This window comes from Pseudomonas paracarnis (assembly GCF_904063055.1).
GTDB lineage: Bacteria > Pseudomonadota > Gammaproteobacteria > Pseudomonadales > Pseudomonadaceae > Aquipseudomonas > Aquipseudomonas paracarnis.
The window spans coordinates 115446-136774 of sequence record NZ_CAJFCN010000007.1; the positions used below are offsets into that span (position 1 = coordinate 115446).

Consider the following 21329-nt stretch of genomic DNA (forward strand, 5'->3'; position numbering starts at 1 on the left):
GCATCCTCTCCAGCGAAGATGTGATGCGTCGCCGTGCGACGTTGCTGCAACGCATGCACATTGATGGCCCCTTGCTGATCCTGCTGCTGACCCTGGCGGCCGGCAGCCTTTTTGTACTGTATTCGGCCAGCGGCAAGAACTGGGACTTGCTGATCAAGCAGGCGTCCTCGTTTGGCCTGGGCCTGCTGTCGATGGTGGTGATCGCCCAGTTGGAGCCGCGCTTCATGGCACGCTGGGTGCCCTTGGGGTATGTCGCCGGCGTGTTGCTGCTGGTGGTGGTGGACGTCATGGGCCACAACGCCATGGGGGCCACACGCTGGATCAACATCCCCGGGGTGATTCGCTTCCAGCCGTCGGAATTCATGAAGATCCTGATGCCGGCCACTATTGCCTGGTACCTGTCCAAGCGCACCTTGCCGCCGCAGCTCAAGCACGTGGCGATCAGCCTGATCCTGATTGGCGTGCCCTTTGTGCTGATCGTGCGCCAGCCGGACCTTGGCACCTCGTTGCTGATCCTCGCCGGTGGCGCGTTCGTACTGTTCATGGGCGGATTGCGCTGGCGCTGGATCCTCAGCGTGCTGGCCGCCGCCGTGCCCGTGGCGGTGGCCATGTGGTTCTTCTTTATGCACGACTACCAGAAGCAACGGATCCTGACGTTCCTCGACCCGGAGAGCGACCCGCTGGGCACCGGCTGGAACATCATCCAATCCAAGGCGGCCATCGGTTCCGGCGGGGTATTTGGCAAGGGGTGGTTGCTGGGCACCCAGTCTCACCTGGACTTCTTGCCCGAGAGCCATACCGACTTCATCATCGCGGTGATGGGCGAAGAGTTCGGCCTGGTGGGCATTTGCGCATTGTTGCTGATCTATCTGCTGTTGATTGGTCGCGGCCTGGTGATCACGGCCCAGGCGCAGACGCTGTTCGGCAAATTGCTCGCCGGCAGCCTGACCATGACTTTTTTTGTTTACGTTTTCGTCAACATCGGTATGGTCAGTGGCCTGCTGCCGGTGGTTGGGGTGCCGTTGCCATTCATTAGCTACGGCGGAACTTCGCTGGTGACATTGCTGTCAGCGTTTGGGGTTTTGATGTCGATTCATACGCATCGCAAGTGGATCGCACAGGTTTGAATAAGGTGAAGATGTCAATGCAAGTAATGCGCGGCTGGGCGACTCGGCATGCGACCTGGATGGGCCTGATCGGGCTGCTGGGGGCAACGCAAGAGGCGCAGGCCGGTGACTACGATGGCTCTCCCCAGGTTGCCGAATTTGTCGGTGAGCTGACCCGCGACTACGGTTTTGCCGGTGAGCAACTGATGGGCGTGTTCCGCGAAGCCCAGAAAAAGCAGGCGATCCTCGACGCCATTTCCCGGCCCGCCGAACGCGTCAAGCAGTGGAAGGACTATCGCCCGATGTTCCTCACTGATGCACGCATCGCCCGCGGCGTGGATTTCTGGCGCCAGCACGAGGCGGTACTGGCCCGCGCCGAGCAAGAGTACGGCGTGCCGGCGCAGGTGATCGTCTCGATCATCGGCATCGAAACCTTTTACGGGCGCAATACCGGCAGCTACCGGGTGATCGACGCCTTGTCGACCCTGGGCTTCGATTACCCGCCCCGTGCCGAATTCTTCCGCAAGGAACTGCGCGAATTCCTGTTGCTGGCCCGCGAAGAGCAGGTCGACCCGCTGAGCCTCAAGGGCTCCTACGCCGGGGCGATGGGCTTGCCGCAGTTCATGCCGAGCAGCTTTCGGGCCTACGCGGTGGATTTCGACGGTGACGGGCACATCAATATCTGGAGCAACCCCGACGATGCCATCGGCAGCGTGGCCAGCTACTTCAAGCGCCACGGCTGGGTGGGCGGCGAGCCGGTGGTTATCCGCGCCGATGTCGCGGGCGAGCACGCCGACGAGGGCCTGACCCAAGGTATCGAACCGGTCAAGACCGTCGGGGAGTTGCGAGCGCTGGGCTGGTCGAGTCAGAATGCGCCACGCGACGACATGCCGGTGACGGCATTCCGCCTGGAAGGCGCAAATGGCCCTGAATACTGGATGGGCCTGAAGAATTTCTACGCAATCACGCGTTATAACCGCAGTGTGATGTACGCCATGGCCGTGCATCAGCTGTCAGATGAGCTGGTTCAAGCACGGGGCAACAAGTAATGCGGGTATCGCCGTTCAAAAAACCGCTCAAGCTGGTGGCGTTCGCCGCGTTGTCCTTGTTGGTAGCCAGTTGCTCCACCACGCCTAACCGTGCGCCGGCCAAGAAGGCCGGCGGCGCGGTCGTGCGTGCCCAGCCGGGCCTGGACATCAACCGCGCGCACAAAGACGGCGCGCCGTGGTGGGATGTGGATGTGTCGAAAATCCCGGACGCCACGCCGACCCTGCACACCGGCCCCTACAAGGCCAACCCCTATACCGTGCTGGGCAAGAATTACTTCCCGCTGCAGGAGTCCAAGACTTACGTGCAGTCGGGCACCGCGTCCTGGTACGGCACCAAGTTCCATGGCCAGAACACCGCCAACGGCGAAGTGTATGACCTGTATGGCATGAGCGCGGCCCACAAGACCCTGCCGCTGCCCAGCTATGTTCGCGTCACCAACCTGGACAACAACCGCACGGTGATCCTGCGGGTCAATGACCGCGGGCCGTTCTATTCGGACCGGATCATCGACCTGTCCTACGCCGCCGCCAAGAAGCTTGGCTACGCCGAAACCGGCACCGCCCGGGTGAAAGTCGAAGGCATCGACCCGGCGCAGTACTGGGCCCAGCGCGGCAAGCCGGCGCCGTTGATGCTCAACGAACCGGCTACCCCGCAACCGCAAGTGACGGCCTCGACCGGCAAGATCGAGCAGTGGACGCCGCCGCCGGCGCAACATGCTCCGGATACCGTCGTCCTCCCTCACGCGGCACCCGGCGCCTCGATGGCGGGCGGGCAATACCTGCAGGTCGGCGCTTTCGCCAACCCGGATGCGGCAGAACTGTTAAGGTCCAAGCTCAGCGGTATGGTCAGTGCGCCAGTCTTCATCAGCTCCATCGTGCGTAACCAGCAAACGTTGCACCGTGTGCGCATGGGCCCGATCGGCTCGCCGAGCGAAGTGGCGCAAGTGCAGAACAGCGTACGCCTGGCCAACCTGGGGCAACCTAGCGTGGTCACCGCAGAATAAGTAACGCATTGATGGCTCGGGGGCGTCTGCGTGCCCGAGCCCTGGTTGTTGGCTCGTTGAACAATAAAAACCCAGGGGCAAGGGGTGAGCGGGCAACCGAACACGTGACAGTCTGGAAGCGGGCTGTCTGAATAGTTTTGCCCGCGAGGGCAAGTTTCCATAAGCAATTTCGAGAGACGGATGAACATCACCACCTTAGCCAAACGCACGTGCCTGCTTATCTCGCTGATCATCACCCCGGCCGCCTGGGCGGTTGAAATGGTGCCGGCCTCCCCGCAACTGGCTGCCAAGTCGTGGGTCCTCATGGACGCCGCCAGTGGCAACGTGCTGGTCGAAAACGGCGGTGATGTACGCCTGCCGCCTGCCAGCCTGACCAAGCTGATGACCGCCTACATCGCGACCCTGGAAATCCGTCGCGGCCAGATCGGCGAAAACGACCCGGTTACTGTCAGCGAAAACGCCTGGCGTACCGGTGGTTCGCGGATGTTCATCAAGGTGGGTTCGCAAGTCACCGTGAGCGACCTGCTGCACGGCATCATCATCCAGTCCGGTAACGACGCCAGCGTCGCCCTGGCCGAGCACATCGCCGGCAGCGAAGACGCCTTCGCCGACATGATGAACAAAACCGCCGGTGAGTTGGGCATGACCAACAGCCACTTCATGAACCCGACCGGCCTGCCGAACCCGGAGCACTACTCGTCGGCTCATGACATGGCGATCCTGGCGCGCGCCATCATCCGCGTTGACCCGGTGCACTACGCGATCTACTCCCAGAAGGAATTCTTCTGGAACAACATCAAGCAGCCTAACCGCAACCTGTTGCTGTGGCGCGACAAGACCGTCGATGGCCTGAAGACCGGCCACACCGACGAAGCCGGCTACTGCATGGTGTCGTCCGCCGTACGTGATGGCCAGCGCCTGATCGCCGTAGTATTCGGCACCAACAGCGAGCAGGCCCGTGCGGCCGAGACGCAAAAACTGCTGACTTACGGCTTCCGCTTCTTCGAAACCCAGACCTTCTACCAGAAGGGTGCTGAACTGGCGACCGCGCCGGTGTGGAAGGGCTCGACTTCGCAAGTCAAGGCCGGCCTGGCCGACGACCTGACCCTGACCATGCCTAAAGGCCAGCTGAAAAAGCTCGCCGCCAGCATGACCCTGAACCCGCAATTGGTTGCGCCAATCGCCAAGGGTGATGTGATCGGTAAGGTCGAAGTGAAGCTGGACGACAAGGTGGTGCACAGCGCCGACCTGATCGCGCTGGACGCTGTCGAGGAAGGTGGTATCTTCCGCCGCGTATGGGATAGCATCCGTCTATTCTTCTACGGCTTGTTCAACTGATTGTGTGCACCTGCAAAGCCCCGCGTTGATCCAACGCGGGGCTTTGCCCGTCGCCACGGCTTAGCGCTTACGAGGCTGTTCTGCCATGACCGATAAAGACGTAGAAGTAAAGGCGCCAAAGATCGAATTTCCTGTGACGGATTATCCCGTCAAGGTGATCAGCGATACCGGTGTCGGCCGCAAGGACAAGATTCTCGAAATCGTGCGCAAGCACGCGACGATCAACGACAACCGCGTGGACGAGCGCCAAAGCTCCACCGGCAAGTACACCACGATCCAGTTGCACATCGTTGCGACCGATCAAGACCAGCTCTACAACATCAACAGCGAACTGCGAGCCACCGGCTTCGTGCATATGGTGCTGTGATGTCGCAAGTCCTGGGCTTTCGCGAGCTCGGCCGGATGGCATACGAGCCGGTCTGGCATGCCATGCAGCGCTTTACCAATGAGCGCGGCACCTCGGCCCCGGATGAAATCTGGCTGGTGGAACACCCGCCGGTCTTCACCCAGGGTCAGGCCGGCAAGGCCGAGCACTTGCTGCTTCCGGGTGATATTCCGGTGGTGCAGGTCGACCGAGGGGGGCAAGTGACTTACCATGGGCCCGGTCAACTGGTGGCTTACCTGCTACTGGACGTGCGCAAGCTGGGGTTTGGCGTGCGCGACCTGGTCAGCCGCATGGAAACGTGCCTGATCGAGCTATTGGCCAGTTACGGCGTGACCGCCGTGGCCAAGCCCGATGCACCGGGTGTATACGTGGATGGCGCGAAAATCGCCTCCCTGGGGCTGCGCATTCGCCACGGTTGTTCCTTTCATGGCCTGGCCTTGAATGTGGACATGGACCTGGCGCCGTTCCGGCGCATCAACCCGTGCGGTTACGCCGGGCTTGCGATGACCCAGTTGAGTGACCATGCAACATCCATAGAATTTGCCGAGGTAAGTGCCCGGCTGCGCGCGCAGCTCGTCAAACACCTCGACTATGCAGAGCAGACGACCCTGACGGGCGGAATCGATTGATATGACTACTGATGTTGTGCAAACCATGATCCCGACGCTGGACATCACTGAGCGTCCAGCCCCGGCCCCGCGTGCCAAGGTGGAAGCCGGCGTCAAGCTGCGCGGCGCCGAGAAGGTTGCACGCATCCCGGTCAAGATCATCCCGACCACCGAACTGCCGAAGAAACCTGACTGGATTCGCGTGCGCATCCCGGTTTCGCCGGAAGTCGACCGTATCAAGTCGCTGCTGCGCAAACACAAGTTGCACAGCGTATGCGAAGAAGCCTCCTGCCCGAACCTGGGCGAGTGCTTCTCTGGCGGCACCGCCACGTTCATGATCATGGGTGACATCTGCACCCGTCGTTGCCCGTTCTGCGACGTCGGCCACGGCCGTCCGAAGCCGTTGGACGTCAACGAGCCAGAAAGCCTGGCCATCGCCATCGCCGACCTGAAGCTCAAGTATGTGGTGATCACCTCGGTAGACCGCGACGACCTGCGTGACGGTGGTGCCCAGCACTTTGCCGACTGCATCCGCGAGATCCGCAAGCTGTCGCCGAACGTGATGCTCGAAACCCTGGTGCCGGACTACCGTGGCCGTATGGACGTCGCCCTGGACATCACCGCTGCCGAGCCGCCGGATGTGTTCAACCACAACCTGGAAACCGTGCCGCGCCTGTACAAGGCGGCGCGCCCGGGTTCGGACTACCAGTGGTCGCTGACCCTGCTGCAGAAATTCAAGCAGATGATGCCGCACATCCCGACCAAGTCCGGCTTGATGCTGGGCCTGGGTGAAACCGACGAAGAAGTCATCGAAGTCATGAAGCGCATGCGCGAACACGACATCGACATGCTGACCCTGGGCCAGTACCTGCAACCGTCCCGCAGCCACTTGCCGGTGCAGCGCTTCGTGCACCCGGACACCTTCGCCTGGTTCGCCGAGGAAGGCTACAAGATGGGCTTCAAGAACGTGGCCTCGGGCCCGTTGGTGCGGTCTTCGTACCACGCCGACGAGCAGGCCAAGCTGGTCAAGGCGAGCCTGGTTTCGTAAGCCGCCCCCAGAATCAATGTGAAATGCTGGCTTGTGTGGGAGCTGGCTTGCCTGCGATAGCATCACCTCGGTGTCACTGATACACCGAGGCGCTTGCATCGCAGGCAAGCCAGCTCCCACATTTCGTTCTGCGTCATATAGGGAGAACCATGGATGACCGCCGCCGTACCTGCACTGCGCCCCGAAGGCACCCTCGGCCTGATCGCCCCCGCCGGCCCCGCCGCGCTGGATGTTGAAAAAGCCCGGCAATGGATGCGTGCCCGTGGCTACGACCTGCACATTTTCCCTGGTGTGCACGAGCGCGACGGCTACCTGGCCGGTAGCGATGAAGTGCGCCTGCGCGATTTGCATGCCGCCTTCGCCAACCCCGACATCGATGCCATCCTCTGCCTGCGTGGCGGCTATGGCACGCCCCGTTTGCTCGATGCGCTGGACTTCGACCTGCTGCGCGCCCACCCCAAGCCGTTCGTGGGCTACAGCGATATCACCGCCTTGCACCTGGCCATCAACCGCTATGCGGGCTTTGTGACGTTCCATGGCCCGATGCTCAACGCCGACCTGCTCGGCGGCAAACAGCCACCCACCGAATCCTCCTTGTTCAGCCTGCTGCGTGGCCAGCGGGGCGCCGGCAGTGTGCTGCCGCACCCGATGCCCTACCCGTTGACCACAATCGAGCCAGGTGTGGCCTGTGGGCGCTTGCTGGGGGGTAACTTGTCGATGATCGCCGCGGTCATGGGCACGCCTTACGAAATAGACGCTGACGGCATCATCCTGTTTATCGAAGACGTCAACGAACCGCTCTATCGCATTGACCGTCTGCTGACCCACCTGCGCCTGGCTGGCAAGCTGGCCCAGGTCGCCGGTGTGCTGGTAGGGGATGTGGCTGGTGTGGATAGCGGGGCGTTGGCACGTCTGCTGAAGCAGTCCTTTGAGCCGCTGTGCATTCCAGTGCTGGCAGGCTGGCGCAGTGGGCATTGCGACCCGAACCTGACATTGCCGATGGGCGCCTTGGTGCGCCTGGATGCGGGGGAGCAGCGTGTGGTGTTGGAGCAGGATGTAGTGTTCAAGGCCTGATCGTTCCCACGCTCTGCGTGGGAATGCCTCCAGTGACGCTCTGCGTCACCCTCTTCAGCCGCGGACGCGGAGCGTCCAAGGCAGCGCTCCCACGCAGAGCGTGGGAGCGATCACTTCAGCGGTTCTGCAGCGACTCCAGCAACTTCACCGTCGGATACCCATCCGCCGGCCAGCCCAGTGCCTGCTGCGCAGCCCGAATCGCCTTGCGCGTGTTGGCGCCAATAATCCCGTCGGCATTACCCGCGTCATAGCCTTTGGCGCTGAGCGCCGTCTGCAGGTCTATGCGTTGCGAACGGCTCAGTGGCAGCTCATCTTTTGGCCAACTGCCCCGAATCACACCGCCACCGCCAAACCGCTCCGACAGCAAGCCAACCGCCAGTGCATAGGACGACGAATTGTTGTACTTGAGGATCGCGCGGAAGTTATCCAGCACCAGGAACGCCGGGCCACGGTAGCCGGCCGGCAGCAGCAGGGCGGCGGACAGCTGGTCGACATTGGCCGGCAGGCTCACGCCAGGCGGCAGTTGGATGCCCAGTTGCAGCCATTGCGCCACGGTCTTGCGCATGCCGCCATCGGCCAGGCTGTAGTCGAAGCCCGACGGCAGCGGCTGTACTTCAACGCCCCACGGCTGGCCTTTCTGCCAACCGGAGCTTTGCAGGTAATGCGCGGTGGAGGCGAGGGCGTCGGACGGGCTGTTCCAGATATCGCGGCGACCGTCACCGTCGAAGTCCACGGCATGGGTGTTGTAGGTGGTCGGGATGAACTGGGTCTGGCCCATCGCCCCGGCCCAGGAACCTTTCATCTGGTCGGCCTGAATATCGCCATGCTGGATGATCTGCAGCGCGGCCAGCAACTGCGCTTGCGCAAAGGCCGGACGACGTCCTTCATAGGCGAGGGTGGCCAAGGAGCGGATCACCGAGTTATTGCCCTGGAAAGCGCCGAAGTTGCTCTCCATGCCCCACACCGAGACCAGCGCCTGGCGGTCGACGCCATAGCGTTGCTCGATGCTTTGCAGAATATCGGCGTACTTGACCAGCAGTGCCTGGCCATTGCGCACGCGCACCGGCGACAGTGCTCCGTCGAGGTATTCCCACACTGGGCGGGAAAATTCCGGTTGGCTGCGGTCGGCGCGAATCACCGCCATATCAGGTGTGACGCCGGCAAAAGCGTTATCGAACACGGCCGCAGTGATCCCGGCCTGCAGCGCTTGCGCACGGAAGCCAGCTTGCCATTCGGCAAAGGTCTGGGTCGGCTGGATATCGAGATTGTCCACCGCCAACGGGGCCACCACGGCAGGCGCGATAGCCGGGGCCGTCTGGAGCTTGGGCAGGGGTTGAGCGTCCGCAGCGGTAGGTTTTTCGGCGCAGGCGACAAGCAGAATGAGGCTGGAGGCAGCGATCAATTGGCGCAGGTGCCAATGACGAGAAAGACGAGAGGGCATGCACAGGTCCAGGGGTTACAAATCAGGTACAGACCTTATCATGCCAGAGGGGCGCTTGCCTTCAGGCAGCCAGAAAGTAAGAAGCCTCCCAGCTATTAGACTGGAAGGCTTCGCGGCGGTAGCTGCCTTTGCCTTTGCCGGCGCGTTCCTGGCGGCTGCGGAACAAGGGCTGGGCGATGATGGATTTGGCCTTGTTGGGGCCATGCTTGGATGGCTTTTTGCTCATGGTGGATTCTCTCGCTTGAGGGTGGAATGCAGCGGTGCAAATCATCTGCCGAAGTGGGCCGGCTGTAAAGCCCGTCGATAGGTGGGAAATGTCGCAAATAGGCAGTGGGCAGAGTCAATGTGGGAGCAGGCAAGCCAGCTCCCACAGGGTTTTGTGCCGTTGTACAGAGGTGGTTATTCGGCAGGCAACGCCAGGCGCTGGCCAGCCATCAACAGCGACAAGCGGCTCAGGCTCATCCACGGCGAGCCGGCCGCCTGGCCTTTGATCTGTGCGTCGATGCGCTGCGCTTCCAGTAACAGTTGCGCCCAGCGTTGCGCCGAGTGCCGTTGCAGGGCTTTGCTCATCAGGGGTTTGCGCTTGTCCCACACCGGCGGCCTGGCCTGGCTGAAGCATTTGTCCAGCGGTGTGCCTTGGCTGTATTGCAGGGCAATGTTCGCCAACACCCGCAGCTCACGGGCCAGTGCCCACAGAATCACCGGTGGTTCCACTCCTTCGCCACGCAGGCCTTCGAGCATGCGCAGGGCGTGGGCGGGTTCGCCGTTGAGGATGGCGTCCACCAGGCCGAACACATCAAAGCGTGCGCTATCGGCCACTGCGCCTTGCACGGTTTCGACGGTGATCTGCCCGTCTTCAGCCATCAACTTGAGCTTTTCGATCTCCTGGGCGGCGGCAAGCAGGTTGCCCTCGACCCGAGCGGCGATCAGTTCCACGGCATCCTGTGTCGCCGCCAGCCCTGATTGCGACAGGCGCTGACGAATCCACTGCGGCAACTGGTTGCTGTCCACCGGCCAGATCTGGATGAACTGAGTCTGTGGACCTTCAACCAGGGCCTTGCCCCACTTGGTTTTCTGCGCGCTGCCGTCAAGCTTGGGCAGGCTGACCAGCAGCACGGTGTCTTCGGCGGGGCGCGAGCAGTATTCCATCAGGGCCGCCGCGCCTTTATCGCCCGGCTTGCCCGAGGGCAGGCGCAGTTCCAGCAGGCGTTTTTCGGCAAACAGCGACATGCTCGCGCCAGCTTGCAGCAGCGTGCCCCAGTCGAAACTGGCGTCAGCACTGAACACCTGGCGTTCATCGAAACCTTGCTGGCGTGCGGCGGTGCGGATAGCGTCGGCCGCTTCCTGGCACAGTAGCGGGTCGTCGCCGCTGACGATGTACACAGGCGCAAGGCCACCTTGCAGGTGTTTGGCGAGTTGGGCGGGGGCAAGTTTCATAGGCAGGGCGAACGGGGCGCCAGGGGCGCCCCGTCTGGCTTACTCGACAGGGACTTCAACAGGCGACTGTTTCGGCGTGTTGTCTTCATATTCCTGCGCGGCTTTCAGGGCGTCGGCATCAGCCTTGGCCTTGTTGTCGGCCACTTGCTGCAGCTCAGCCAGTTTTTCCGGAGTGAGCATTTGCAGGCGAGTCATCATGCGCTGGATCAGCTCACGACGCATTTCCTTGCGCACCTGGATGGTCTCGGAGTCCGAACCCACCAGGTTGTTGCCATCGTGGCTCACCACTTTCTGCACCTGGATCTTGTCACCCATCAACGGCAACTGATCACGGCCTTGTATTTCGAACATCAGCGCCGTGTTCAACTCGACGTCGGACGCACGGCCAGCACTCGCGTAGCTGATATTGCGCTGGGTTTCTCGCTCATCCGTCAGGATCAGTTTGTAGGTGGCGCCGTTGTACACGTGCACACCGCTGTTTTCCAGGGTCTGGCGCAGCTGGGTGACGGTTTCGCCGTAGGCGTTGCGGGCGCTGACGTCGAGTTCCTTGAGCGACAGCTCATTGGTGCCGGTACCGCGCAGCTGGAAGCCGCAAGCGCTCAACAGCACGGCAAGGCCCATAACCAGCAGATTGCGTTTGATCATTTTGTTGCTCCCCTTGAAACCAGGTGGGCCTTCTCGGGCCCTAAAGGTTTAGTTCGGCGTGGGGCCCAAGCCCCGCGCCTGATCCGATTTAGCTGGCGACGATATTGACCAGTTTGCCAGGCACCACGATCACCTTGCGGATGGTCAGGCCTTCGGTAAAGCGCAGCACGTTCTCATTGATACGTGCAGCTGCTTCAACCTCTTCACGGCTGGCGCTGGCCGGCATGTCGATCTGGCCACGCAGTTTACCGTTAACCTGGATGACCAGTTGCAGCGTGTCCTGTACCAGGGCGCTGTCATCCTGCACCGGCCAGGCGGCATCGATGACGGCACCGCTGTGGCCCAGACGGCTCCACAGTTCATGGCTGATGTGCGGCGTGATCGGCGCGAGCAACAGGGTAACTGTTTCCAGGCCTTCCTGGATCAGCGCACGATCTTGTTCGGTCGCCTGCGAGGCTTTTTCCAGCACGTTCATCAGCGTCATCACCTGGGCGATGGCGGTGTTGAACTTGTGGTTCTGCCCGACGTCCTGGCTGGCCTGGCGGATAGCCAGGTGGATGCTGCGGCGCACGGCTTTCTGCTCGTCGTTCAAGGCGCCGATGTCCAGCTTGCCCGGCAGGCCCTGGCTGACATGGGCGTGGGCCAGGCGCCAGACGCGCTTGAGGAAACGGTGCGAACCTTCAACGCCAGAGTCGGACCATTCGGCGCTCATGTCAGGCGGCGAGGCAAACATCATGAACAGGCGGCAGGTGTCGGCGCCGAACTGATCGATCATCGACTGTGGGTCGACGCCGTTGTTCTTGGACTTGGCCATCTTCTCGGTGCCACCGATTTCCACCGGCAGGCCGTCGGCCTTCAATTTGGCGCTGATGACCTTGGCCTTGCTGTCACGCTCAAGCTCGACATCCGCCGGGTTGAACCAGGTGTAGGCGCCATTGGCTTCGCGACGATAGTAAGTGTCGGCGATCACCATGCCCTGGGTCAGCAGGTTCTTGAACGGCTCATCGGAGCTCACCAGACCTTCGTCACGCATCAGCTTGTGGAAGAAGCGCGCATACAGCAGGTGGAGGATGGCGTGTTCGATGCCACCGATGTACTGATCCACCGGCAACCAATGGTCGGCTGCGGATTTCTCCACCAGGCCGCCTTCATAGTGCGGCGAGGCATAACGAGCGTAGTACCACGAGGACTCGACGAAGGTGTCCATGGTGTCGGTTTCACGCTTGGCCGGTGCGCCGCACTTAGGGCAGCTGCACTCGTAGAACTCAGGCATGCGTGCCAACGGCGAGCCAGCGCCATCCGGCACCACGTCTTCTGGCAACACGACCGGCAGTTGGTCTTCCGGTACCGGCACGTCGCCGCAGGTTTGGCAGTGGATGATCGGGATCGGGCAGCCCCAGTAGCGCTGGCGGCTGATGCCCCAGTCGCGCAGGCGGAACTGGGTGCGCGAGGCACCGAGGTTTTTCTGGATCAGGGCAACTTCCATGGCATCGAAGGCGCCCTGGAAGTCCATGCCGTCGAATTCGCCGGAGTTGATCAGCGTGCCGTGCTCGCCGTAGGCGTCTTGCCACGGAGCGGGGTTGGTGTCGCCCGAGCTGGTGCGCACGACCGACTTGATCGGCAGGCTGTACTTGGTAGCGAATTCGAAATCGCGCTCGTCGTGGGCCGGCACGGCCATGACGGCGCCATCGCCGTAGTGCATCAATACGTAGTTGGCGACCCAAACCGGCAGTTTCTCGCCGGTCAGCGGGTGCTCGACGAACAGGCCGGTTGGCAGGCCTTTTTTCTCCTGGGTGGCGACGTCGGCTTCGGCCACGCTGCCGCCTTTGCATTCAGCGATGAACGCCTGCTGCTCAGGGTTGTTCTGTGCGGCCTGGGTGGCCAGCGGGTGTTCGGCGGCCACGGCGACGTAGGTCGCGCCCATCAGGGTGTCTGGGCGGGTGGTGAAGACCTTGAGTGCGCCCGCTTCGCCGATGGAGTCGACGTTGTATGGGAACTGCACTTCCATGCCCTTGGATTTGCCGATCCAGTTGCGCTGCATGGTCTTGACCTGTTCAGGCCAGCCCGGCAGATCGTCGAGGCTCGACAACAGTTCATCCGCGTAGGCGGTGATCTTGAAGTAGTACATCGGGATTTCGCGCTTTTCGATCAGCGCGCCGGAACGCCAGCCGCGACCGTCGATAACCTGTTCGTTGGCCAGTACGGTCTGGTCGATCGGGTCCCAGTTCACGGTGCCGCTTTTTTTGTAGATCACACCTTTTTCGAACAGGCGCGTGAACAGCCATTGTTCCCAACGGTAGTAATCCGGCTTGCAGGTGGTGACCTCGCGGGACCAGTCCACCGCCAGGCCCAGGCTGCGCAGCTGGGTCTTCATGTAGGCGATGTTTTCGTAGGTCCACTTGGCGGGCGCCACGTTGTTTTTCATCGCGGCGTTTTCTGCCGGCATGCCGAAGGCGTCCCAACCCATAGGTTGCAACACGTTCTTGCCGAGCATGCGCTGGTAGCGCGAAATCACGTCGCCGATGGTGTAGTTGCGCACGTGCCCCATGTGTAGCTTGCCGCTGGGGTAAGGGAACATCGATAGGCAGTAGTAAGTCTCCTTGCCTGGCTGTTCACTGACTTCAAAGGACTTTTGCTCGTCCCAGAAGGTTTGGGCGGCATTTTCTATTTCACGGGGCTGATATTGTTCGTGCATGGCTACTTTTGAACTGGATAGGGGTGGCCTAATCCTCTTCGGTGCACTGTCCGGGTTGTTCGACACCAAGAAGCGGCGCGTCCGTGCCCAAACCCTGCGGGAAGTGGAGTTACAGGAAGCGCCGTAGCATACATGACCCCACTCTATCGAGGGAAACCCTGATTGCGCGGCAAGGGCCGTCTGTCGCGGCACCGGGCAGGCGCAGCCACGGGGGCTACGCTGTTTAGTGGGGAGCAAGTATTTCTTCAATGAGGTGAGGGGATGGTTGAATCGCAGCGAACTTTAACGAAACCGCAGTTGTATGAAGGATTGATCGACCGTTTGGGTCGGGCATTGGATGCCGCAAGAACCGCAGGCCGATTGCGTGATGAGCGGCCTCTGGAGCTGGAGTTGCGAGGCTTGAGCCAGGCGGAACTTGAATTGATCAAGAACTACCTGGCGTTGAATCACGACCGCGCCTCCCATGGGCAGGCTTCCCCGCCCGCTCATTCGGCCAAGGTCATCTGGCTCAAAGACCTGGCGACCGGCCGCGGGCCAGAGAACTTCCGGTCCGTGCGGTGCAAGTGAGCCACGCGTTATCCGTTAGCGTTATCAAAATGTTGTCGGTAAGGATTGTTGCAAAACCCCGATGCATCTAGGCTGCGGGCATCTTTGGAGATGCCCGATGCCTTTTCGTTATTTCATTAAACAACTGTTGTTGCCGCCCGGTATTTTTCTGCTGTTGCTGGCGTGTGCCTGGTGGTTTCGCCGCAGCCGTCCACGCCTGGCGGGCTTGTGCTTTGCCCTCGGGCTGGGCGGGATGTGGTTGATCAGCCTGCCAGTGATGGTGCAGTGGGGCGCCCGTGTCCTGGAGACAGAACCACCTTTGGCCCGGGAAGACTGGGCCACCTTGGCCCAGCGTGCCGACGCGATTGTGGTGCTGGGCTCGGGGCGCGAGCGCGGTGACATTGCCTGGGGCAGCGACCAGCCCACCGGTATTGGCCTGGAGCGTGAGCGTTTTGCCGCGCGGCTGGCCAAAGCATCCGGTTTGCCAGTGCTGACCAGCGGTGGCTTGCACTACGGCACGCCGCCCAGTGAGGCCGAGCTGATGGCCGTGTCGATGCAGGATGACTTCGGTGTCACCGTACGCTGGAAAGAAGAGCGAAGCCGCACTACCTGGGAAAACGCCCAGATGAGCGCCGAGATACTCTTGCCTCAAGGCATCAAGCGTGTGGTAGTGGTGACCCAGGCCTGGCACATGCCGCGTTCGGTGTGGAGTTTTGAAAAGGCCGGCTTCACCGTGGTGCCGGGGCCGGTGGGCTTTTTGGGTGTGGACCATGGCCGACCGCTGGGCGGCTGGATGCCGGAGGTCAAGGCGGTGTGGCAAAGCGGGCAGTTGATCAATGAAGCGGTGGGGCAGGTGGGGTATCGGTTGTTTTACCGGTAGGCGCAACACAGGAGATCAAAATGTGGGAGCTGGCTTGCCTGCGATGGCGGTGGGTCAGTGAGCACTCAGGGCACTGATACACCGCCATCGCAGCATAGGTATCTACACAACTTCAATACGACACTGACCCTGTGGCGAGGGAGCTTGCTCCCGTGACGGCCTGACAGCCAGCGCTGTTCTAACTGACGCGCCGCTGTCCTAATGTGGGAGCTGGCTTGCCTGCGAAGACGGCCTGACAGTCAACACAGTTGGACCGTGTACATATCCATTCCTGCGGTAACGGCCGCCTAGGGTTCCGCTCTGACAGCGGCTCACTTTTGAAAAGCGCAAAAGTAAGCAAAACGCTCTTGCCCCACCACTCGGCACCTCGCCCAGGCTCGGTGTGCCCGTAATCCGCCAGTGATTTGGGGGGCCGCCGCCACGCGCCATCCATGGCGCGGGGCGGCTAAACCGGCATCCCTGCCGGTTTACCCCCCAAATCCCTGTCGAATTCCGGCCAGCGTGGTTTAACGGGGCGCCTAAGATCAAAAGCAGATCAAGAGCGGCTCGCTTCGCATCGTGGTTACCGGCGGCTGCGGCGAACTGTACAGTTGTGCAGATACCTATCGCCATCGCAGGCAAGCCAGCTCCCACAGGTCAGAGCGTTTTGGACATTCGTGCAGCCAGCAGAGCCCAGCCAAACAATGCCAGGCACACAATGATCAACGGCCACGAACGCCATTGCAGGTACGGCGTGAGGTTATGCATCGGCACCACCTCTCCATAGAGAATGCCACGTTCGAACTGCGGGATCTGCGCGGTGATCTGCCCAAACGGATTGATCAGCCCGGTCACGCCGTTGTTGGTGGCGCGGATCATCCAGCGGCCAGCTTCCAGGGCACGCATCTGCGCCATTTGCAGGTGCTGCAGCGGGCCGATGGAGCGGCCAAACCAGGTGTCGTTGCTGATGGTCAGCAGCAGGTCGCTCTGGGCCGACAGGCCGGCGGCGAATTCGGGGTACACCACTTCATAGCAAATGAACGGCGCAATCTGATAACCCTTGGCCTGTAGCATGGCCTGGTCAGAAGGGCCGCGGGCGAAGTCGGACATGGGCAGGTCGAAAAAGGCGATCAGCCCGCGCAACATGTCCTGCAACGGCACGTACTCGCCAAACGGCACCAGTTTCTGCTTGAGGTAGGTGCCGTCACCTTCACCCACCACGGTGATGCCGTTGAAGTAGCGCTTCTGGTGGTGCACTTCCTGGCGAATCGGTACCCCGGTGATCAACGCACTGTCCCGGTCGGCGGCAAACTTGCCCATCATGCCCAGGTAGCCCTCGACGGACTCCTTGAGCACCGGCACGGCGGTTTCCGGCCAGACCAGCAGGTCGACGCGCTTGGAGCTCAGGCTCATGTCGCGGTACAGCGCCAACTGTGCATTGAGCTGGTCGGGGTCCCACTTCATGCTTTGCTCGACGTTGCCCTGAATCGCGGCCACGCTCAGCGGCGCGCCAGACGGCGACGTCCAGGCGTGATGCTTGAGCGCCAGGCCAATGGCCCAAGGTGCAACCAGCAATAACAGGCCCGCGCCGATGAAGGCATTGCGCTTGCTGGCCAGCAGACGCGGCAGGTTGCACAGCAATGCGGCGGTGAGTGCGAGGGCGAAGGAAATCAGCCACATCCCACCCAATGGCGCGAGGCCGGTCAAAGGCCCATCGAGTTGACTGTAACCGGAGTACAACCACGGGAAACCGGTAAGGAACCAGCCACGAAAGGCTTCCTGGCCGACCCACAACGCGGCGAACGTCAATGCATCCGCCAGTGGTGCTTCGTTACGGCGCAACCAGCGTGCCCATAACCAGGCGGGCAGGGCAAAGAACCAGGCGATGGCGGCGGTGAACAGCAGCATCAGGAACCCCGCCAGCAGCACCGAAGCGCCGCCGAAGTGGTGGATGCTGTAGTAGATCCAACTGGTGCCGGCGCCAAACAGGCCGAAGCCGAAACACCAGCCACGGGCCAGGGCTTGGCGGGGTGTCAGCTCCCGCAGGCCGATATAGAACAGGCCGACCGCTACCAGCGCCAACGGCCAGATATCGAACGGCGCCAGCGCCAGGGTTGTGATGGCGCCGGCCACCACGGCCAGCAAGTTACCGGGCCAGCCGGGTGCGATCATACGGCGCATGTCAGTCCTTAGCGGGCGATAGGTGTCAAACGGATCAGATGGATACGACGGCTATCGGCATTGAGGATGCGGAAGCGATACGCACCGATCTCGGTGGTTTCATTACGCTTGGGCAAATGCCCGAACGCACTCATCACCAGGCCGCCGACGGTGTCGAACTCATCGTCCGAGAACTCGCTGTCGAAAAACTCGTTGAAGTTCTCGATGGGCGTCAGCGCCTTGATCAGGAAATCACCGCTGGGCAGCGGCTTGATGTAGCTGTCTTCTTCGACGTCGTGCTCGTCTTCGATGTCGCCGACGATCTGCTCCAGCACGTCTTCGATGGTGACCAGGCCGGCCACGCCGCCGTATTCGTCAATCACAATGGCCATGTGATTGTGGTTGGCGCGAAACTCGCGCAGCAGCACATTCAGGCGCTTGGACTCGGGCACGAAGGTGGCCGGGCGCAGCAGGTCCTTGATGTTGAAGCTGTCGCCGTTCTCCTTGAGGATCAACGGCAGCAAGTCCTTGGCCAGCAGGACGCCCATGACGTCGTCATGGCTTTCACCGATCACCGGGTAGCGCGAATGCGCCGAGTCGATCACGGCCGGGAGGAATTCCCGTGGGGTCTGGGTCGCCTTGATGCTGATCATCTGCGAGCGCGGGACCATGATGTCGCGTACTTGCAGGTCAGCCACCTGGATGGCGCCCTCGACGATGGCCAGCGCTTCGCTGTCCAGCAATTTGTTCTGGTGTGCATCGCGCAGCAGCTCCAAGAGCTCCTGGCGGTTTTTCGGCTCGTGGGCAAAAGCCTGGGTCAGTTTACCCAGCCATGACTTCTGCCCGTTGCTCGATCGGTCTTCGCTCATAGCGATTACTCTAAATCCTTTGATATGACAGTTGAGTGTTGATCAGTTTTCGTCGTCTGCGTACGGGTCGCGGTGACCCAGCTCTGCAAGCAACGTTCGTTCCAGCGCTTCCATTTCCTCGGCTTCGTCATCGTCTATATGGTCGTAACCCAAGAGATGCAAGCAGCCGTGGATGACTAGATGGGCCCAATGGGCCTCAAGTTCCTTGCCTTGTTCGGCCGCTTCGCGTTCGACCACCGCGACGCAGATCACCAGGTCGCCCAGCAGCGGGATATCTAGCAATTCGTCGGGCACGTCGGCGGGGAAGGACAGCACGTTGGTCGCGTAGTCTTTCTGGCGCCAGGTGTGGTTCAGCTCACGGCCTTCGGCCTCGTCCACCAGACGAATGGTCAGTTCCGAGTCGGCGGTGCGCTGGCGCAAGGCCAGTTCACACCATTGGCGGAACTGGGCTTCGCTGGGGGCGGGCGCGTCGGTGGCCAGCTGCAGGTCTAGCTCAAGCATCGTGGCGAGCGTCCTTGGCGGGCGCGTCGTCGCGGTGTTCGAAACGCTCATAGGCCTCGACAATGCGCTGCACCAGCGGGTGGCGTACCACGTCCTTGGGCATGAAGTGCGTGAAGCTGATACCCGGCACGTCCTTGAGCACCTCGATCACCTGGCCCAGGCCCGACTTGGTGCCCTTGGGCAGGTCGACCTGGGTGATGTCGCCCGTGATCACGGCAGTGGAGCCGAAACCGATACGGGTGAGGAACATTTTCATCTGCTCAACGGTGGTGTTCTGGCTTTCGTCGAGGATGATGAAGCTGTTGTTGAGCGTGCGGCCACGCATGTAGGCCAGTGGTGCGATCTCGATCACCTGGCGCTCGATCAGCTTGGCCACGTATTCAAAGCCGAGCATCTCGTACAGCGCGTCGTAGAGTGGGCGCAGGTACGGGTCGATCTTCTGGGCCAGGTCGCCGGGCAGGAAACCGAGCTTTTCGCCGGCCTCGACCGCTGGGCGCACCAGCAGGATGCGCCGCACTTGCTCGCGCTCCAGGGCATCGACAGCGCAGGCCACCGCCAGGTAGGTCTTGCCGGTACCGGCCGGGCCGATGCCGAAGTTGATGTCGTTGCCGAGGATTTCCTTGACGTACTTCTGCTGATTCAAGCCGCGGGGGCGAATCATGCCTTTTTTGGTACGCAAGGCCACGCTGGCTTCGGCCACCGGGTTATTGGCCAGGTCTTCCACAGCCGATTCCTGCAGGTACAGGTGCACGGTCTCCGGCGACAGCTCGCTACCCTTGGTTTCGCGGTAGAGGCGGCGCAACAGGTTTTCTGCAGACGTGGTGTGTTGAGGTTCACCAATGAGCTCGAACTGATTGCCGCGGTTGCGGATCTCGATGCTCAGGCGTTGTTCGATCAGGCGCAGGTGCTCGTCGAACTGTCCGCACAGGTTGGCGAAACGGCGAGCCTCAAACGGCTCGAGGATAAAGCGATGGGGTTCTGCTATGGGTGCGTTCAAGGTTGCTTTTAGCCGCCCTTTGGCTGATGAGGTGAGAGAGAGAATAACGCCAGGCGCCGGTGTGCGAAAGCACTTAAATAGCTTGGCTCCACTCTCGATAACCCTGAAGAACCCCTGTGGGAGCTGGCTTGCCTGCGATAGCGGTGGGTCAGTTGGCACATAGGGCACTGATACATCGCTATCGCAGGCAAGCCAGCTCCCACATTTTGATCTTCATCCGGTCAGCGAGATCAGTTGATCAACGAGCCACGCAACGAGTGTGGCTGCGCCGCATCAATGTGCACATCGGCAAACTGGCCGATCAGCGTGGGATTGTCGCAGCGGAAGTTGACGATTCGGTTGTTCTCGGTACGCCCCTGCAATTCACCCGGGTCTTTCTTCGAATAATCGGTGACCAGAATGCGCTGGATCGAACCGACCATTTGTCGGCTGATTTCAAAGCCCTGCTGATTGAGGCGATGTTGCAGCGCGTTCAAGCGCTCTTTTTTCAACGCTTCCGGGGTTTCATCCAGCAGGTCGGCAGCCGGGGTGCCCGGGCGCTGGCTGTAGACGAACGAGTAGGAGAAGTCAAAACCGACGTCCTCGATCAGCTTCATGGTCTGCTGGAAATCTTTCTCGGTTTCGCCCGGGAAGCCGACGATAAAGTCCGAACTGATGCAGATGCCCGGCACGGCAGCGCGCAGTTTGCGCAATTTGGATTTGTATTCCAGCGCGGTGTGGTTGCGCTTCATCGCCGACAGAATGCGGTCCGAACCCGATTGCACCGGCAAGTGCAGGTGTTTGACCAGCTCTGGCACTTCGGCGTGGGCCTGGATCAGGCTGTCGGAGAACTCCAGCGGGTGGGAGGTGGTGTAGCGGATACGCTCGATGCCATCGACAGCGGCGACCACGCGGATCAATTCCGCCAGGTCGGCCAGGCGGCCATCATCGGTCTGGCCACGGTAGCCGTTGACGTTCTGGCCCAGCAGGGTCACTTCGCGCACGCCGTTTTCAGCCAGGTGGATGATTTCCGATAGCACATCGTCAAACGGCCGGCTGACTTCTTCGCCGCGGGTGTAAGGCACCACGCAGAAGGTGCAGTACTTGCTGCAGCCTTCCATCACCGACACATAGGCGCTCGGCCCATCGATGCGCGGTTCGGGCAGATGATCGAATTTTTCGATTTCGGGGAACGACACGTCAACCTGCGGCAGCTTGGTGATGCGTGCGGCGTCGATCATCTCGGGCAAGCGGTGCAGGGTTTGCGGGCCGAACACCACATCGACATAGGGCGCGCGGTCGCGGATCGCAGCGCCTTCCTGGCTGGCCACGCACCCGCCGACGGCGATCACCATGTCCGGGTTGGCCAGTTTCAATTCGCGCCAGCGGCCCAGCTGCGAATACACACGGTCCTGGGCCCGCTCGCGGATCGAGCAGGTATTGAGCAGGATCACGTCGGCATCTTCGGCGCGGGCAGTGACTTCCAGGGCCTGGTGTTCGCCCAGCAAGTCGACCATGCGCGAGCTGTCGTACTCGTTCATCTGGCAACCGTGGGTTTCGATGTAAAGCTTCTTGGCCATGGGAATCG

General features: G+C 61.5%; 20 protein-coding genes. 10 read left to right on the forward strand and 10 right to left on the reverse strand.

From position 1 onward, the window contains the following. Window positions 1-23: 23 nt before the first annotated feature. The 8 genes from rodA (at window position 24) to JMV15_RS16695 (ending at window position 7612) form a co-directional block, all read left to right on the forward strand. Complete coding sequence (rodA, locus tag JMV15_RS16660) at window positions 24-1127, forward strand: rod shape-determining protein RodA (RefSeq protein ID WP_044268991.1); 1104 nt, start codon at window positions 24-26, stop codon at window positions 1125-1127. A gap of 17 nt (window positions 1128-1144) precedes the next feature. Continuing rightward, window positions 1145-2155: a lytic murein transglycosylase B gene (gene mltB, locus JMV15_RS16665; RefSeq protein WP_020301955.1), complete on the forward strand. Its 1011-nt coding sequence runs from the start codon at window positions 1145-1147 to the stop codon at window positions 2153-2155. After that, a complete protein-coding gene (locus tag JMV15_RS16670) occupies window positions 2155-3159 on the forward strand; it encodes a septal ring lytic transglycosylase RlpA family protein (RefSeq protein ID WP_038451634.1) in 1005 nt (334 codons plus the stop codon). The genes mltB and JMV15_RS16670 overlap by 1 nt, the downstream gene beginning before the upstream one ends. 180 nt (window positions 3160-3339) lie before the next feature. After that, window positions 3340-4497: a D-alanyl-D-alanine carboxypeptidase family protein gene (locus JMV15_RS16675; RefSeq protein ID WP_014720083.1), complete on the forward strand. Its 1158-nt coding sequence runs from the start codon at window positions 3340-3342 to the stop codon at window positions 4495-4497. Window positions 4498-4582: 85 nt separating this feature from the next. Further along, window positions 4583-4864: a DUF493 domain-containing protein gene (locus tag JMV15_RS16680; protein WP_005791752.1), complete on the forward strand. Its 282-nt coding sequence runs from the start codon at window positions 4583-4585 to the stop codon at window positions 4862-4864. Next, the gene (lipB, locus tag JMV15_RS16685; RefSeq protein ID WP_034126907.1) at window positions 4864-5511 is read left to right on the forward strand and encodes a lipoyl(octanoyl) transferase LipB; all 648 of its coding nucleotides are present in this window, start codon (window positions 4864-4866) and stop codon (window positions 5509-5511) included. Before JMV15_RS16680 ends, lipB begins: the two co-directional genes overlap by 1 nt. A gap of 25 nt (window positions 5512-5536) precedes the next feature. Then, window positions 5537-6538 (forward strand): lipoyl synthase, encoded by a 1002-nt coding sequence (gene lipA, locus JMV15_RS16690; protein WP_161793230.1) that lies wholly within the window; start codon window positions 5537-5539, stop codon window positions 6536-6538. Window positions 6539-6691: 153 nt separating this feature from the next. Next, window positions 6692-7612, forward strand: a complete 921-nt coding sequence (locus JMV15_RS16695) for a S66 peptidase family protein (RefSeq protein WP_038451629.1) — start codon at window positions 6692-6694, stop codon at window positions 7610-7612. A 115-nt stretch (window positions 7613-7727) separates the two neighbouring features. Here the strand turns inward: JMV15_RS16695 and JMV15_RS16700 are convergent, their stop codons facing one another. The 5 genes from JMV15_RS16700 to leuS form a co-directional block, all read right to left on the reverse strand. Further along, complete coding sequence (locus JMV15_RS16700) at window positions 7728-9053, reverse strand: lytic murein transglycosylase (RefSeq protein ID WP_014720079.1); 1326 nt, start codon at window positions 9051-9053, stop codon at window positions 7728-7730. 61 nt (window positions 9054-9114) lie between these two features. After that, entirely contained in the window at window positions 9115-9279 is a 165-nt protein-coding gene (arfA, locus tag JMV15_RS16705) for an alternative ribosome rescue factor ArfA (RefSeq protein WP_003176285.1), read from the reverse strand. Between the two features lie 173 nt (window positions 9280-9452). After that, window positions 9453-10490 (reverse strand): DNA polymerase III subunit delta, encoded by a 1038-nt coding sequence (gene holA, locus JMV15_RS16710; RefSeq protein ID WP_003194456.1) that lies wholly within the window; start codon window positions 10488-10490, stop codon window positions 9453-9455. Between the two features lie 39 nt (window positions 10491-10529). Then, on the reverse strand, window positions 10530-11135 hold the full coding sequence (locus JMV15_RS16715; RefSeq protein WP_014720078.1) for an LPS-assembly lipoprotein LptE: 606 nt from the start codon (window positions 11133-11135) through the stop codon (window positions 10530-10532). A gap of 88 nt (window positions 11136-11223) precedes the next feature. Next, window positions 11224-13830 carry a leucine--tRNA ligase gene (gene leuS / locus JMV15_RS16720; RefSeq protein WP_201491810.1) on the reverse strand — a complete coding sequence of 869 codons (2607 nt, stop codon included), beginning with the start codon at window positions 13828-13830 and terminating at the stop codon, window positions 11224-11226. A gap of 261 nt (window positions 13831-14091) precedes the next feature. Between leuS and JMV15_RS16725 the strand changes: the two genes are divergently transcribed. Together JMV15_RS16725 and JMV15_RS16730 are read left to right on the forward strand one after the other, a co-directional pair. Continuing rightward, window positions 14092-14397, forward strand: coding sequence for a hypothetical protein (locus tag JMV15_RS16725; protein WP_020301951.1), 306 nt, complete (start codon window positions 14092-14094; stop codon window positions 14395-14397). A 97-nt stretch (window positions 14398-14494) separates the two neighbouring features. Then, the gene (locus JMV15_RS16730; protein ID WP_020301950.1) at window positions 14495-15256 is read left to right on the forward strand and encodes a YdcF family protein; all 762 of its coding nucleotides are present in this window, start codon (window positions 14495-14497) and stop codon (window positions 15254-15256) included. A 636-nt stretch (window positions 15257-15892) separates the two neighbouring features. Here JMV15_RS16730 and lnt read toward each other — a convergent pair. From lnt to miaB, 5 genes are all read right to left on the reverse strand, one after another. Then, the gene (gene lnt / locus JMV15_RS16735; RefSeq protein WP_014720074.1) at window positions 15893-17416 is read right to left on the reverse strand and encodes an apolipoprotein N-acyltransferase; all 1524 of its coding nucleotides are present in this window, start codon (window positions 17414-17416) and stop codon (window positions 15893-15895) included. Window positions 17417-17424: 8 nt separating this feature from the next. Beyond that, entirely contained in the window at window positions 17425-18264 is an 840-nt protein-coding gene (locus tag JMV15_RS16740) for an HlyC/CorC family transporter (protein WP_003194444.1), read from the reverse strand. A 42-nt stretch (window positions 18265-18306) separates the two neighbouring features. Continuing rightward, window positions 18307-18765 (reverse strand): rRNA maturation RNase YbeY, encoded by a 459-nt coding sequence (ybeY, locus tag JMV15_RS16745; protein WP_019818065.1) that lies wholly within the window; start codon window positions 18763-18765, stop codon window positions 18307-18309. After that, the gene (locus JMV15_RS16750) at window positions 18758-19762 is read right to left on the reverse strand and encodes a PhoH family protein (protein ID WP_019818064.1); all 1005 of its coding nucleotides are present in this window, start codon (window positions 19760-19762) and stop codon (window positions 18758-18760) included. Before JMV15_RS16750 ends, ybeY begins: the two co-directional genes overlap by 8 nt. A 230-nt stretch (window positions 19763-19992) precedes the next feature. Beyond that, window positions 19993-21321 (reverse strand): tRNA (N6-isopentenyl adenosine(37)-C2)-methylthiotransferase MiaB, encoded by a 1329-nt coding sequence (gene miaB / locus JMV15_RS16755; RefSeq protein ID WP_014720071.1) that lies wholly within the window; start codon window positions 21319-21321, stop codon window positions 19993-19995. Window positions 21322-21329 lie beyond the last annotated feature (8 nt).